The sequence below is a fragment of the Streptomyces albospinus genome (assembly GCF_014648695.1).
Taxonomy (GTDB): Bacteria; Actinomycetota; Actinomycetes; order Streptomycetales; family Streptomycetaceae; genus Streptomyces; species Streptomyces albospinus.
Map to the genome: position 1 here is coordinate 1 of NZ_BMRP01000067.1, position 15277 is coordinate 15277.

12 protein-coding genes and 1 pseudogene are annotated in these 15277 nt (G+C 69.0%); 11 read left to right on the forward strand and 2 right to left on the reverse strand.

Annotated features, from left to right (window positions below; translation table 11 throughout):
- On the forward strand, positions 1-621 hold a 621-nt coding region (locus tag IEZ17_RS38540), incomplete at its 5' end, for a Rossmann-fold NAD(P)-binding domain-containing protein (RefSeq protein WP_189308294.1).
- Positions 622-897: 276 nt separating this feature from the next.
- The gene (locus IEZ17_RS38545) at positions 898-1749 is read left to right on the forward strand and encodes an SDR family oxidoreductase (RefSeq protein ID WP_189308295.1); all 852 of its coding nucleotides are present in this window, start codon (positions 898-900) and stop codon (positions 1747-1749) included.
- A gap of 586 nt (positions 1750-2335) precedes the next feature.
- Here the strand turns inward: IEZ17_RS38545 and IEZ17_RS38550 are convergent.
- Positions 2336-4920 (reverse strand): annotated as a pseudogene (locus IEZ17_RS38550) (Tn3 family transposase).
- A gap of 363 nt (positions 4921-5283) precedes the next feature.
- Between IEZ17_RS38550 and IEZ17_RS38555 the strand changes: the two are divergent.
- The 8 genes from IEZ17_RS38555 to IEZ17_RS38585 all read left to right on the forward strand — a co-directional run bounded on the left by IEZ17_RS38555 (position 5284) and on the right by IEZ17_RS38585 (position 13618).
- Positions 5284-6429 carry a tyrosine-type recombinase/integrase gene (locus IEZ17_RS38555; RefSeq protein ID WP_189308296.1) on the forward strand — a complete coding sequence of 382 codons (1146 nt, stop codon included), beginning with the start codon at positions 5284-5286 and terminating at the stop codon, positions 6427-6429.
- Entirely contained in the window at positions 6389-7087 is a 699-nt protein-coding gene (locus IEZ17_RS43470; RefSeq protein ID WP_229853043.1) for a site-specific integrase, read from the forward strand. Before IEZ17_RS38555 ends, IEZ17_RS43470 begins: the two co-directional genes overlap by 41 nt.
- Complete coding sequence (locus IEZ17_RS43475) at positions 6987-7499, forward strand: tyrosine-type recombinase/integrase (RefSeq protein ID WP_229853048.1); 513 nt, start codon at positions 6987-6989, stop codon at positions 7497-7499. The genes IEZ17_RS43470 and IEZ17_RS43475 overlap by 101 nt, the downstream gene beginning before the upstream one ends.
- Positions 7496-9748, forward strand: a complete 2253-nt coding sequence (locus tag IEZ17_RS38565; protein WP_229853044.1) for a tyrosine-type recombinase/integrase — start codon at positions 7496-7498, stop codon at positions 9746-9748. Before IEZ17_RS43475 ends, IEZ17_RS38565 begins: the two co-directional genes overlap by 4 nt.
- Positions 9738-10193, forward strand: coding sequence for a DUF6262 family protein (locus IEZ17_RS38570; protein WP_189308297.1), 456 nt, complete (start codon positions 9738-9740; stop codon positions 10191-10193). Before IEZ17_RS38565 ends, IEZ17_RS38570 begins: the two co-directional genes overlap by 11 nt.
- A gap of 125 nt (positions 10194-10318) precedes the next feature.
- Positions 10319-11476: a serine/threonine-protein kinase gene (locus IEZ17_RS38575; RefSeq protein WP_268249889.1), complete on the forward strand. Its 1158-nt coding sequence runs from the start codon at positions 10319-10321 to the stop codon at positions 11474-11476.
- Between the two features lie 353 nt (positions 11477-11829).
- Positions 11830-12156, forward strand: a complete 327-nt coding sequence (locus IEZ17_RS38580) for a helix-turn-helix domain-containing protein (protein WP_189308299.1) — start codon at positions 11830-11832, stop codon at positions 12154-12156.
- Positions 12157-12646: 490 nt separating this feature from the next.
- Positions 12647-13618 (forward strand): site-specific integrase, encoded by a 972-nt coding sequence (locus tag IEZ17_RS38585; RefSeq protein ID WP_189308300.1) that lies wholly within the window; start codon positions 12647-12649, stop codon positions 13616-13618.
- A 199-nt stretch (positions 13619-13817) separates the two neighbouring features.
- On the opposite strand, the gene IEZ17_RS38590 is transcribed toward IEZ17_RS38585, so the two are convergent.
- The gene (locus IEZ17_RS38590; RefSeq protein WP_159505948.1) at positions 13818-14111 is read right to left on the reverse strand and encodes a DUF1330 domain-containing protein; all 294 of its coding nucleotides are present in this window, start codon (positions 14109-14111) and stop codon (positions 13818-13820) included.
- Positions 14112-14299: 188 nt separating this feature from the next.
- Between IEZ17_RS38590 and IEZ17_RS38595 the strand changes: the two genes are divergently transcribed.
- On the forward strand, positions 14300-15202 hold the full coding sequence (locus tag IEZ17_RS38595; protein ID WP_189308301.1) for a LysR family transcriptional regulator: 903 nt from the start codon (positions 14300-14302) through the stop codon (positions 15200-15202).
- Positions 15203-15277 lie beyond the last annotated feature (75 nt).

The following is a 15277-nucleotide window of genomic DNA, read 5'->3' on the forward strand; positions in this document are numbered from 1 at the left end:
GCCGAGGAGAGCGCCGCCCTCGCAGCCCTCGGCGAGGAACTCGTCGGCAGCGACCGCCCCTTCGTGACCGTCTCGGGTACGCCCCAGGCCCCGGGCCGTGTCTCCACCGAGGCCGACCCAGTGCCGACCGACGGACCGGTCGGCGGCCGCAGTCGCACGGTCACGACGGTCCTGGGCCTGGCCTCGCGCGGGGTCCGGAGCACGGCCGTACGCCTGCCGCGCACGGTCCACAACCAGGGCACGGGCGGGTTCGCCGGCCTGCTGACCGACATCGCACGCCGGACCGGGGTGTCCGGCTACCCGGGCGACGGCACACAGCGCTGGCCCGCCGTCCACGCGCTCGACGCGGCGGCCCTCCTCCGGCTCGCCCTGGAACAGGCGGAAGCCGGCAGCGTCTGGCACGCCGTGGCCGACGAGGGGGACAAGGTACGGGACATCGCGGCCGTCATCGGCCGACGGCTGGGCCTGCCGGTCGAGTCGGTGCCGGAGGAGACCTACGGCCCGCTCGGCCCGATCTTCAAGGCCGACCAGCCCTCGTCCAGCACCCGCACCCAGCAGGCGCTCGGCTGGGAGCCGAAGCACCGCAGCCTCCTGGAGGACCTGGAGAACATCCAGCCCTGATCGGCGACCGACGATCGGGGCGGACCCGCTGCCGGCGCTCACGTTGACAGCGGAAAACCCTCACCTACGTCACTCGCGACCGACCGTCTCGCCGCAGCGACATCTCGTACCCGCACATCCCGCGGTCAACGCGCTCCGGCTCCCGACTTTTTCCCCACACCGTCGCCAACAACCAGGCCCGCCGGCGCCGGTCCGCCACCCGCGTGGCAGCGACACATCTCGCACCACCCACGCCAATGCGGCAATTCATGTCCACAACAAGCAGGAGGTTCCATCATGGTGGCAGTTGTCTTCGGCGCTCGCGGTAACGTCGGTCGTCATGTGGCCGATGGCCTGCTGGTCGCCGGTGAGCAGGTCAGAGTAGTCAACAGGACCCCAGCCGCGGGCTTGACGCCTGGGTGCGAAGCAGTCGTCGCCGACCTGGCGCGTCCCGAGACGCTGCCCGCAGCGCTCGACGGCGCCGACAAGGTGTTCCTCTACGGAATGCTCGACCCCCAGAAGCCCTACGACATCGAGAAGGTCGCTGCGGCGGCCGCAGCTGCGGGGATCCGGCAGGTGGTTCTGCTCTCGTCGGTGTCGGTCGTCCTGGACCCCGACGCCGACCACCCGGTCGCCCGCCTGAACCGCACGATCGAGCAGGCCGTCCAACGGTCCGGCATGGACTGGACGTTCCTCAGGCCGGGGACATTCGCGACCAACACCCGCACCTGGTGGGCCGAATCGATCCGCACCGACAACGTCGTCCGCCTTCCCTATCCGCTCGCACAGTCGGCACCGGTGCACGAGAAGGACATCGCGGCACTGGCGGTGACCGCCCTGACCGAACCGGGCCACTCGCACCAGGCCTACACCATCTACGGGGCCGAGTCCCTGACCCTGCAACGCCAGGTCGAGCACATCGGCGAGGCCATCGGCCGTCATATCCGGGTTGAACACATCTCCGACGTGCAGGCTCGCACGGAAGTCGCCAGAACAATGCATCCGGTCGTGGCCGAGGCGATCGTGAGTCAGTGGGCCGCCGCCGACGGCGTCGTGGCCGTGACCTCCGTCATCGCCGAAAAGATCACCGGCGCTCCGGCACACACCTACGCCCAGTGGGCCGTCGACCACGCCGACGACTTCCGCTGAGCTTGTCGTGCTGACCAGCTATACGGGGCCCGGTCTGCTCGGCACTCTGGTTTCCCTCGCCCTGACCACAGTGGTGGAACGCGCAGCGGCGCACCCACCCGGCCATGTCTTCACGGTACGCGCAGAACGGGGTTGACTGTGTCGGTCTTCGTACTGAGATACACGCTGCCGCACGCTGCCTGTCGTCAAACGAATCGTTTGACGACAGGCAGCCGGCGCGGCCAATGAACCCGGACATTCCGGGGCACCGGGGCGGCGCTGCTCCCATCCGATCCGAGGGTGATTGATGACAGGGTTTGACGACAGACAGGGTCTGATCCTTAGTACGGAAGGGGCCCTGCTGGCGAGCCTGGTCTACAAGCGGGTCTCGACCGACCAGCCGCTTCATCCTCGGGCACCTCCACCGCCGGGACTCGAAGTTCTGCAGCCCCCGGTGCCGGCAGGCCGCCTACCGGGCCCGCCGCTCGCAGAAGCGGGTACGCGAAGCCGTCACCACCCCGGCCGGCGTGACGCCTCCCGGCCCCCTCTACGAGCCGGTGCCCGGCGCGAACGCCACCGAGGACGTGACGGCGGCCGGGAAGCTGCCTCACTCCTGATCTGCGGCGTCCGGATCGCGCAGGGGTCGCAGGCCGCCGGGCAGCTCGGGGAGCTGGAAGGAGTACCGGCCGAGCAGGTTGACGTGGTGGCGCACGAACGGGGCGAGGCGGGCGACGTCCTGGTCGCGGACGTCGAAGCCGTCGGCGCGCAGCTGGGTGACGGCGGCGTCCATGTAGCGGGGGTTGACGAGCACCAGGGCGTTGAGGACCAGGCCGAGCGCGCCGATCTGGTCCTCCATGCCGTCCTGGTAGTTCTGGTAGAGCTGCCCGGCTCGGCCGTGGAAGATCTTGCGGGCGAGCGCGTGGCGGCCCTCTTGCAGGTTGGCCTGCGTCTTGATCTGGCGCCGGTAGCCGGGCTCGTCGGCCAGGCGCAGGATGTGCAGCGACTTCGAGATCCGCCCGTAGTGCGCGATCGCGTCGCCCAGTGGGGTGGGCCGGCCGTCGCGCGACAGCATCCGGATCACGTCGTAGGCCCGCACTGCGCCGGTGTGGATCGAGCCGATGATCCGCAGGATGTCCTCCCAGTGCCGCTCGACCCTGGCCAGGTCGATCCGGCCGCGGGCCGCGTCCTGGAAGGCGCCGTAGTCGGCCGAGCGGTCGATCCGCCACATCTTCTGGTCCGGCAGGTCCGCCGGCTGCGGCGCGTACGTGAACCCGGCCAGGGTGAGCAGGCCGAACACGATGTCGCTGTAGGACGCGGTGTCGGTGACGATCATGTCGGGGCGCCGGCCGCCGTCGCGGTCGTAGAGCACGTCCAGGACGTACAGCGAGTCGCGCGGGGTGCCGGCCACCACCTTCCCGCCGAGCCCGGCCGCCTGGTCGTTGATCAGGTTCAACCATGTTGCGCCGCCCCGCCTGCCGAAGAACTTCGGATTGGGCCTGGCGTACACCGACGGCACGGGGACGACGAACCGCATCCCGTCCACCGCGGCGACCAGGCCGCCGCCCCACGCCTGCGCGAGCGGGATCGACGCCTGCGCGGCGACCAAGGTGGCGTTGGCGGCCCGGTAGGTCTCCAGCCGCAGGTACGTCTGGTCAACGTGGGAGAGCCGGCCGTACTTCAGCGCGTCCAGGCCGCCGATCACCGGGGTGTAGCAAACGTTGCAGCCGTGCGCGACCAGCAGCGCGGCGATCGTGACGTGCAGGTCCCTCAGGCGAGCCTTGCCGCCGGTGACTGAGGTGAACGCCTGGTCGGCGCCGGTCCAGGAGAACACCACCAGCAGCACCTCGGGCAGGTCCACCCGAGGCAGCATCGCGTTCACCGCCGCCCGCAGCTCCAGCAGCGAGGCCGGCTCGGGCTCCGGCTCCAGCGCGGCGAAGTGCAGCCGGCCGCCGTCGTCGAAGACGATCTGCGCGTTCGCCGGCAGCCGGGAGGCGACCTCCCGGTACGTGCCGTCCAGCAGCGCGGCCCGCGCCGCCAGGTGCTCGCCCGCCGCCTCCGGCAGGCCGAGCGAGGCCAGCACGGTCGGCTTGGCCTGCTCCCACGCCTCGCCGACCAGCAGCTTGGCCCGCGGGTCGCCCCACTTCGAGGAGTTCTTGGCGAACACCTCCTTGCGCCGCAGCATCCGGTGGAACTGCTCCAGCACGCAAAAGGTGTACGCCTTCCAGTCCACCGTGCCCGGCTCCAGCTGCGGGGAGGTCAGCACCAGGCGCCGCCAGGAGCCGGCCAGCAGTTCGGTGTCGATCTCGGCCGGGCCCACCTTCTTGCGGCCCATCAACTCCGGCAGCGACTTCAGCGCCTTCAGCACCGGCAGGCCCTCCGGGGTCGCGCCGAAGTCCACCACCTCCACCAGCGGCTTCAGGAACGGCCGCACGGTGCCGAACCGGCCCACCAGCATCGCCCGCCACGCCTCGTCCGCGTCCGAGTCCAGCGGCGGCGTCAACTCGAACAGCGCCGCTTCATCTGCGGGCCCGACACCCGCACCGGACCGCGCCGCAGCCGGTCCAGCTCCGAGACCCGCTGACCGGCCGGCACCACCAGCAGCGAGTCCAGCACGGCCCGCTGACCGATGTTCAGTAGCCCGTACAGCGTGTCCCACAACCGCTGGTTCGCCGCCTCCCGCACCGACGCCACCAGCCGCGCCAGCGTCGTCACCCCCGGCAGCAGCACCCGCCGCTCCCGCAGCCACCCAACCGCCGCGTCGAACAGCGCCTTCGGGCCCTCGCCCGTCGTCCAGGCCCGCGCATCCACCCACGCCCGCAGCTCGGCCTCCACCTCGGCGAACTCCCGGTACTCCAGCAGCCGGCGCAGCTCCCACATGTGCTCGAACCGGGTCTTCTCCCGCTCGCCGTACGCCTCCAGCACCGTGGAGTCGACGATGCCCAGCTGGCCCGCGAGGTAGTCCACGACCTCCACCGGCACGCCAGCCGCGTCCTCCGGGAACACGCCCAGGAACCGCACCGTGGTCAGCTGCACCGCGAAGCCCAGCCGGTTGTGGGCCCGCCTCTTCGACTCGACCAGCTCCCGGTCCGCGTCGTCCAGGAAGAAGAACCGCTCCAGCTCGGAGCGCGACGGCGCCCCCCGAAATGCCGCGTACCCAGCGGCCTGCTCATCCGTCAGAAACTCAACCGGCACCCCCGGACCTCCAGACAGTCGATCAACACGACTGCCGAAGGCTCCGGCACCCCAGAACCCCAGGTCAACGCCCTCCAGTGGACCGGCAGGGCTTAGCGCCAGTTTCCGTTCCGATGTTCCTACCGACGCCAATTGCAGCTGATGCGAACTGGCGACTCCGGACCTGGACAGATGCCCCGCGCTCCCGAAACCGGGTGCTGACCTTGGCCGGACGGGAGGCCGGGACCTCTGTCGGACAGTACCGGACCGGGCCGCTACTAGCCGTTGCCTTCACTCCTTCGAGGTACTGACCTGCGAAAACACCCTTGGGTCGCATCTGATGCGAGATTCTCGCGTCGAATGCGATGGACGGAGAGTGATCGGATGGGTGGGGACACCCTGGTGCCGGGCTCGGCACGGCTGCACCTGGTCGACGGCCTGCCGCTGTTGCACCCGGAGGAGCAGGTCTTCGAGGCGATGCTGGCCGGCTGGCGCAACCAGCAGCTGGCCAGGAACCTGTCGTTCGGCCACGTCAGCGACCAGGAGCGGACGGTGCGCGCGTTCGCCCGGCACGCGGACGGCCTCCCGTGGGAGTGGGCGCCCCAGCACGTCGAGGAGTGGTCGGTGGACCTCCGCTCGGTGCGGGGCTGCGCGCGCTCCACGGTGCGCAACTACCAAGGCGCGGTACGACAGTTCTGCGACTTCGTGACCAACCCGGCGTACGGCTGGGCGGAGGAGTGCCTGCTGCAGTTCGGGACGCACCCGGTCCAGGTGGTCCACGACTGGAACGCGGCGGTCCATACCGACGAAGGCGAGGGCGAACCCGAGCGCCGCGCCTTCACTCGACCCGAGCTGGAGGCGTTCTTCGACTACACCGACGAGCAGGTGGTGCGCGTCCGGGGCAAGGGACGCAAGGGCTGGCTGCCGGCGTTCCTGGACGCGGCGCTGTTCAAGACGGCCTACGGCTATGGCCTGCGCCGCAACGAGACCCGCATGCTCAACGAGGTCGACTTCGGCCCCAACCCGCACGGTCGGGAGTTCGGCGACTACGCCACCTTGATGGTGCGACACGGGAAGGCGAAGAAGGGCTCGCCGCCCAAGCGCCGCAGCGTGCTGACCGTCTGGCAGTGGACGCCGGTCGTCATCGAGGAGTGGGTCACCGAGGTGCGTCCCGGGATGCGGCACGCCCACGGGCCCGCGCTGTGGCCCTCCGAGCGAGGGCCCCGGATCGGGCTCCAGCGGCTGGACTCCCGGTTCGCCGCCTATCGTGACGCGCTCGGCCTGGACCCGGCGCTGGAGTTCCACTCGCTGCGCAGGTCGTACATCACCCACCTGATCGAAGACGGCTACGATCCGCTGTTCGTCCAGCTTCTCTTGAGTCCTCAGCACTGTGTCCATGACGTGCAGCACGAGCCCAGGGCGGGCGGAGATCTGTGTGGTGGAGGTGGTTATCTACCGCCGTCCACCAGGCAGTTCTGCGGGAGGTTTGATGCTGGTGCAACGGGTACTGATGCCCGACTCGTCGCTTGAGTCATGGACGGTCCTCGGCGATGAGGGCGGGATAGTCGAGCCGATCGAGCGTTACCTCGCCTACCTGACCGACATTGAGCGGTCGCCGAACACGATCAAGGCATACGCCCATGATCTGAAGGACTGGTTCGTCTTCCTTGACCGGCGCGGTCTGGACTGGCGTGAGGTCAGGCTGGAGGACTTGGGCGAGTTCGTTGCCTGGCTCCGGCTGCCGCCTGCGGGCCGGAATGGTGGTGTGACCTTGCTGCCCTCGGCGGAGCATCACTGTGGGGTCACCACGGTCAATCGGAAGCTGTCCGCCGTCAGCGGTCTGTACGTCTTCCATGCACGACACGGTGTGGACCTCGGCGATCTCGTCACTGAGCTGCAGCCGGTCCGCGCCCGCCGCACGGGCTGGAAGCCATTCCTGTATCACCTGGCCGGTGGCCAGCCAGAGCGGCGCCGCACCATCAAGCTGAAGACACCCCGCACACATCCGACGATCCTGACCGCCGCCCAGGTCCAGGCGATCCTGGATTGCCTGCACTCGTCTGCGGGACCGATTCTTGTTCGCGCTGTTGTGGGAGACCGGTGTCCGGATCGGCGAGGCCCTGGGCCTGCGGCACGAGGATCTAGCCGCCGCAGAAGGCGAGTTGACCATCATGCCACGCGTCAATGACAACCGGGCGAGGGCCAAGTCCGCCTCGCCCCGCACCGTTCCCGTCGGCCCCGAGATCGTGCGGCTCTACGCCGACTACCTCCACGATGAGTACGGCGACCTGGACAGCGACTACATGTTCGTCAACCTGTGGGGCGGGTCCTACGGGCGCCCCCTGACCTACGCGTCCGTCTACGATCTCGTCCTGCGGCTGCGTCGCGACACCGGGTTCGACTTCGATCCCCACTGGCTCCGTCACACCCGAGCGACCTTGCTCCTGCGGCAGGGGGTGCCGATCGAAGTGGTCAGCACTTTGCTCGGACATTCCTCGATCGCCACCACGCACGACATCTACGGTCACTTGTCCGTGGAGGATGCCCGCCGTGCTCTGGAGGCCGCGGGATTCCTGACTGGCCGGGAGGTGCGCTGGTGAGCGAGTCGATGTCGCCCGTTCCGGCCCCCGGCGCTGGGTTGCTGGGCAAGCTGATGGCTGCCGTCCGGCCGGAGTTCCGGGTGGACGTGTTCATCCCCGAACCCGGGGAGCTGATCTTCGATCTGGGCGCTTGCCGGGTTCCTGGCTGCCCGCGCCAGCCCCGCACCCGCCAACTCTGCCGCGGCCACTACTACCGCTGGCAGCGACGCGGGAAACCGGACGTTGAAGAGTTCATCGCCGATCCCGGCTCTGGCCCGGTTGGACGGGCCGAACTGACGGCCTGCGCCATCGTCGGATGCCGCTTCGGGGCGGCCCGCCAAGGCTTGTGCGTGAGCCACCAGGGCTTCTGGGAGCGGGCAGGAAAGCCCGACAAGGAGACCTGGACCGCGGGCCTGCCGGTGATCGAAGACGACGGCCGCCGGGTCTGCCGGCTGTCGTTCTGCAGCCTGTGGGCCCAGGGCAAGTCGCCGTTCTGCCACAACCACAGATCCCGCTGGCAGGCCGTCGGCCGTCCCGAGGTCAAGGAGTTCGTCCGCCGCTGCGAGGCAGCCGGCGACGACCGGTTCGACTTCCGGCCGCTGGACGGACAACGGCAGCTGCGGCTGGAGCTGCAGTACGCGCTCCAGTGCCGTCACGACGAACGGCAGGTCAACACCCACAGCTCGGCCGTCGCCCCGGTGATCCGACTGACTGCCGCCAGCGGCACCGCGTCGCTACTGGAGTGGCCGATGGAGCGGTGGAGCGAGTACTACGCGGCGATGCGAGGTGCCAGCCACAGCCAGAACGGGCAACTGGCCTTCCTGCGCTATGCGTACACGCATCTGGAAGACCTCGTCCACGGCAGCGGCTGGGAGAGCGAGTTCCCGCGCGATGTGTGGGAACTGCGCCGGCTCGGCATCGAGGGCACCCGGGCCCGGCTGCGGTTCGACCGCATCAGCCAGACGTGGCTGCGTGAGTCGGCCAAACAGTTCGTGCGCTGGCGGCTGAGCATCGGCCGCAGTGTCAACCAGGCCGTCGTCGACATCCTGGCCCTCAACCGGTTCTCCGGCTTCCTGGCCGATCCGCGCGTCGCCGTCGACAAGCTCGCCTGCGTGGACCGAACCGTGCTGGAACGCTACCTCGCCGACCTGGCCCTGGATCAGCGCTCAACGCAATCCCGCAGCCGGGACATCGGCTCGCTGAACGCGTTCTTCAACGCCGTGCGCCGCCACGGCTGGGATCCCAGCCTCCCGGCGAACGCGACTTTCTACCCCGACGACTTCCCTCGCCCCGACAAGCGGCTGCCCCGGGGGCTGGCCGAGCACGTGATGGCCCAGGTCGAGCAGCCCGCCAATCTTGACCGCTGGCACAACCCCGATAGCCGCGTGCTGACCTTGATCCTCATGCGTTGCGGACTGCGGGTCGGCGATGCCTGCAACCTGGCCTTCGACTGCATCATCCGGGACGCCGACGGCGCCGCCTACCTGCGCTACCTCAACCGGAAGATGAAACGCGAAGCCCTGGTCCCGATCGACGAGGAAGTCGAGAACGAAATCACCGCCCAGCAGCAGCGCGTCCTGCGCTGCTGGCCCGGTGGCAGCCGGTGGCTGTTCCCGGCGCCCCGGATGAACCCCGACGGCACGAGGCCGCTGACCACGCACTCCTACCGTGGGCAGCTCGATCGCTGGCTGGAGCGGTGTGACGTGCGTGACGAACACGGTCGGACAGTTCATCTGACGCCCCATCAATGGCGTCACACTTTTGGAACCAGGCTGATCAACCGGGACGTCCCGCAGGAAGTCGTACGCGTCCTTCTCGATCACTCTTCCGGCGAGATGACCGCCCACTATGCCCGGCTGCACGACACCACGGTCCGCCGGCACTGGGAGAAGGCCCGCAAGGTCAACATCAAGGGCGAGAGCGTCACCATCGATCCCGAAGGCCCGCTGGCCGAGGCCACCTGGGCCAAGCAGCGGCTCGGCCGCGTGACCCAGGCCCTGCCCAACGGCTACTGCGGCCTGCCGGTTCAGAAGGTCTGTCCGCATGCCAACGCTTGCCTGACATGCCCGATGTTCGTTACCACCCCCGAGTTCCTGCCGCAGCACCGCGAGCAACGGCAGCAGCTGCTGCAGATCGTCTCGGCCGCCGAGGCTCGCGGCCAAGCGCGTGTTGTCGAGATGAACCGCCAAGTCCTTGGCAATCTGGAGAAGATCATCACCGGCCTGGAGTCCGGCCCCGGGCAGTCGGAGGCGACCGCCGATGCGAGCTGACAACACCCAGCACATCGTCGACGCCGCCCGCCGCCGCAGCGAGTACACCCGTGCCAAGGCCATCCAGGCCCTCCGCACCCTCGATGCCGCGGGCGAGCCGGTCACTTTCGAGACCGTCGCCAAGCGGGCCGGGGTGTCCCGGTCGTGGCTTTATGCCCAGCCGGACCTGCGAACGGAGATCGAGCAACTGCGGGCAGCGCACCGCCGAGAGCCCAGATCACCGGTTCCCGCACGTCAACGCACTTCCGACGCGTCCTTGCTGCGGCGCCTCGAAGCCGCCAACGCCCGCATCCGGCGGCTCACCGAGGCGAACCAACAACTTCGCGAGCAACTCGCCCACGCACTCGGTGAACAACGCGCCGCGACAACTCGCACCAACCCACCACGAGCAGGAGCGGGTAATCCCAGGCGGGGCAACTCGCTCGCATCGTCTTCACTTCATTGACGTGGTGGGCCCGGGTAAATGTTTCATGTGCGCGGCCAGTCCCGAGACGAGAGACACCCGAGGGCTGGTACGGACGGGACATGGTAGATACAAGAAGACGTGAAGGGCGTTTGGGGGAGGACCAGTTGGAACGGTTCGGATCGTACGTCGTGGTGCGGGAACTCGGTGCGGGCGGGATGGGCACGGTCTACCTGGCCCGGTCGCGCGGCGGGCGTCTGCTGGCGGTAAAGGTGGCTAGGCCAGAGTTGGCCGCAGACACGGCCTTCCGGGCCCGGTTCCGGGCCGAGGTGGACGCGGCGCGCAAGGTCGGCGGCTTCCACACAGCGCAGGTGGTGGACGCCGATCCGGACGGAGAGCCGCCTTGGCTGGCCACGGCGTATGTGCCGGGCCCGACACTCGCCCACTTGATCGCCGCCGAAGAGCACATGGCCGAGGGAGAGCTGCGACAGCTCGGCGCGGCGCTGGCGGAGGCGCTCCAGGCGGTGCACGGATGCGGGCTCGTGCACCGCGATCTGAAGCCGGGCAACATCATCATGGCGCCGGACGGTCCACGAGTCTTGGACTTCGGCATCGCCCGGGCCATCGAGTCCACCCGGCTGACCATGACAGGCCACGCCTTCGGCACCCCAGGCTATCTCGCGCCCGAACAGGCGGAGGGCTGGGAAGTGACCGGCGCCGCCGATGTGTTCGCCCTCGGCGCCGTCCTCGTGGCGGCGGCGGGCGGCAGCGCCTTCGGCGAGGGCACACCGATGATGCTGATGTACCGCTCGGTGCACACGGAAGCGGACCTCTCACCAGTCCCGGAGAGCATATGCGGGATCGTCGGGGCCTGCCTGGAGAAGGACCCGGCTCGTCGCCCCACCACGGAGCAACTGCTCGACGCATTCACCGGGGTCGTGGACGCCTCGCACCTGCCCACCCTCGTGGTGCCACCGCCCACCCTCGTGGCACCGCCCACCGAGGACGGTCCTGGAAAGGCCCAGGAACTCCCTCCCGAGGACGCCGAGTTCTTCCAGGCCGAGGACGACGAACGTGCCATGGTCATCGATGGCCACGGGGTCGAGATCAGGCTGGTCGGACTTAATGGCATCAGCATCGACTTCCCCTGGAACGAAATCGCGAGCATCGGCCACACCCTCAAGGACGCCAGCCTGCAATGCACGCTGTTCATCGAGTGCACCGACGACGTTCCGTACGACTGCACGCTGACCGCACCCGACGACGTGACGTACGACAGATGGGCACGGCACCTGCTGGACGTCCTGAATCACTACTGCGAGTAGGAGCATGCCTCGGTATCCGGCGACCCGCGCGCGTTCCGTGATCATTCGCATTCCAGGTCAGTGGTCCCTCGAAAGGAACTGCTCCCATCCCAGATCGATATCGATCAGCCCGTACTGAAAGAACCCCCAGTGCCCTGACTCGCTACGTCACGGACAACCACCTTGACGCGAACACCCAGGTCAACGGCCTATCCGGCGAACAAGCTCAAGATAATCCAGGACCAGGTCGGCCACGAGTACGCATCCACCACCGCGATCTACACGTGCGTCTCCTCCGACTTCCGAACCCGCACCCTTCGCCGGGCCCTGGACGCCTCCGTTGAGGCCGCGATGCGGCCGGGAAGGACTTCGTAATGTCCCGCCAGATCACCTACCGGTGGCGCCTGCGCGAGCTGATGGCCGCCCGCGGCATGTTCACCGTCCCCGAGCTCATGCCGCACCTGGCCGAACGCGGGATCACCCTGTCCGCCTCCCAGGTCCACCGCCTCGTCTCCGGCACCCCCGAGCGGCTGTCCCTGCCGGTGCTCGCCGCGCTCTGCGACATCCTCGACTGCACCGCCAGCGACCTGATCCCTACCAGCGCCGAGAACGTCCGCCTGCGCCGCACCGCCGTACAGGACGCACCGATCAACCTCGCTGCCCGCCGGCCGACACGGGTCCGGCTCACCGACAAGGGGTGACTGACGTGACGCCCGAACAGTACGAACGCTGGCACCTGCGCGACTGCACCCGCTGCGGCCGGCGGGCGGCGAAGTCCGCCAACTGGTCGGACGGACCGATCTGCCGCACCTGCCTGGAGCGGGCCATGCGCGTCCGGGGCCGTTGCCCCGGGTGCTCCGCCGATCGGCTCCTGCCCGGCCGCAATGATCAGGGCCAGCCGCTCTGTCGGGACTGCGCCGGCATCACCCGCGACTTCTTCTGCAGCCGCTGCGGCTTCGAGGGCCTCCTCCTGGGCGGCCGGCTCTGCGAACGCTGCACCCTCTCCAACAGGCTCACCAACATCCTGGAGGACGGCACCGGCCGCCCCAACCCGCGCCTGCTTCCGCTGCACGACCTGCTGGTCGGAATGGACCGGCCCAAGGGCCGCCTCGTCTGGCTGAACAACCCGCAGGTCCCCGCGCTGACCTCGCCACCGGCAACATCGCCCTCACCCACGAGGCGATCCAGCAGGTGCCGAACTGGCGGACCGCCGCCTACCTGCGCGACCTGCTCATGGAATGCGGCGTCCTGCCCCGGCAGGACCGCCGGCTCCTGCTCTTCCAACGCTGGCTGGCCGAACGCCTCGCGGCGACCACCAATCCCGAACACGAGCAGTTCCTGCGGCACTTCGCCCACTGGCACCAGCTCCGCAAGCTGCGGGCCAAGGCCGACATCGGCCCGCTGAGCGTTAGCACCGTCAGCGAGCACCGGCAGCAGACCACCCAGGCTGGCGCCTTCCTCACCTGGCTCACCTGCCGAGGCAGCACTCTGGCGGCGACAACCCAAGCTGATCTCGACGCCTGGCACGCCGAGAACTACGCCACCCGCCGCGCGGCACAACCCTTCTTGCGCTGGTGCATGGACACACGCCGCATGCCCCGGCTGACGATCCCCTACCGTGCGACGACCAACCCACAACCCATGGGCCAGCACCAGCGGTTGACCGCCCTGCGGCGTGTCCTCGACAACGACGCCGCCCCGCTGGGAAGCCGGGCCGCCGCCGCTCTCGTCCTGCTGTTCGCCCAGCCCCTCACCCGCATCGTCCGCCTCACGACCGACGACATCCTGGACGACGGCCAGCAGGTCCACCTCCGGCTCGGAGACCCGCCCTCGCCTCTACCTGAGCCCGTCGCCGATCTCGTTCGGTACTACCTCCGCTCACTCCCGGCCCACACACCAGCGGTGAACCTCTCCACCCACTGGCTCTTCCCCGGCCGCCGCCCGGGCCAGCCGGTGAACACCTCCACCCTGCGCGACGCCCTCCGCGACCTCGGCATCCCCAATCAACGCGCCCGCACCTCCGCTATCCGACACCTCGTCCTCCAAGCCCCAGCCTCCGTCATCGCCAAGGCCCTCGGCTACCACGACAAAACGGCCACCCGCCTGGTCACCGAAGCCGGCGGCACCTGGAGCCGATACGCCCCTGGCGACCACACACGGTGACAAGACTTCCGCCATCCCAGAGGAGTATGCGACTCCTCAACATGCGGGCCTACCAGTCTCAACCCCTGGGATCAGGCCGTCGAGGACGTCGACGACGAACTGGGACGCGGGGCATGGCTTCGAACTCGTCTCGTGAGTCGTCGTTCAGCACCGTGTGCGTATCAGGTGACGGATGCTCAGCGATGGCTGGGCCCGCCAGTCAGTCGATGCCTTCGATGATGCGGAAGTCGCGCTCGACGCCGTCGGGGAGGGCCACCAGCGCCTTCTGGTATGCCTCGCTCTCGTATGCCGCGACGGCCTGTTCAAAGCCGTCGAACTCGATCAGAACGACGCGTTGCGTGATTCCGGCCTCGTGGGCGACGACTCGACCGCCACGGGACAGGAGGCGCCCGCCCCCAGCCCGGACAGCCGGACCGGCCAGCTTCTCGTAGGCAGTCAGCCTCTCAGGGTCGGAAATGGCGGGGTAGACACTGACCCAGTAGCCCTTAGCCATGGAAACCTCCTGTGTTCGGCCGGACATGTCCGACTTCGAATTGACACTCAGATCGATCGATCCCGGCGACGGGTACTGCGGTCAGTTGAATCGTCATATGCGCAGGTTAGGGCTTGATGTGCGGTCGAGGGAAAGACCGGTACGGGATAGACTCAGAACGGATCGTTATCAATCGGCAGGGAGGGCACGTGGCGCCGGATACGGTGAGCCTGCGGTACTTCCTGGTGCTGGCGCAGGAGTTGAACTTCACCCGCGCGGCCGCACGGATCGGTATCGCACAGCCCGCACTCAGCGCCCGGATGCGCCGATTGGAGGCGGAACTCGGTACGGCCCTGCTGGTCCGCAACACGCGTAGCGTCGTATTGACCACGGCCGGTGCGGCTTTGGCGGAGTCCGCGCCGCCCGCGCTGGCGGCGCTGGACCGGGCATGGGACACCGCCCGGAGCGCGGCGGCCGGTGAACTGGGCACGCTGCGCATCGGATACAGCCTCAGCACCGGGGCCGAGACGGCACCGGCCCTGGTGGACAGGCTGATTCGCGGCAACAGCGGACTCGAGGTCGGCGCGGTCCCGATGGCGACACCGGAGATCTCCCCCGCAGTCGCCGACGGCCGCATCGATGCCGGGATCACCCGCGGTGAACAACCGGGCCGTGGCGTGCGCCGGTTCCTGCTGCGGCGTGCGCGCATCGGGGTCCAGCTGGCGCAGCACCATCCGCTGGCCGAACACCCGGAGATCGAGATCGCCGACGCGGCCGCGTATCCGCTGCGACTCCCGGACCGTGCGGCCAACCCCGTGATCCACGATCAGCTGTCCGCACTGTTCCGAGACACCCGACCACACCCCCGATTCCACACGCCCGCAGTCTCTTTCGACATGTCTCAGCGCGACCTGCGCGACGGGGTCACCCTCGCCCCGGCCGGAGAAGCCGCGGCCACGGCACAACCGGCCGGTCTCACCTGGCGACCGCTGCGAGGCGCGCCCAGCCTGACGATCCACCTGCTCCTCCCACGCGAGCAGTCGCCACTACACCGCCGCATCCGTGCCGTCGCCAAAACCCTGGCGCACGAGCTGCACTGGCTGCCGGACTGACGCGCAAGAGGTCGAGCGAGACGGACGCCTGCGGTGGCGAGGCCGAAGACCCTGCGCCCGGCGGACTTCGCGGTG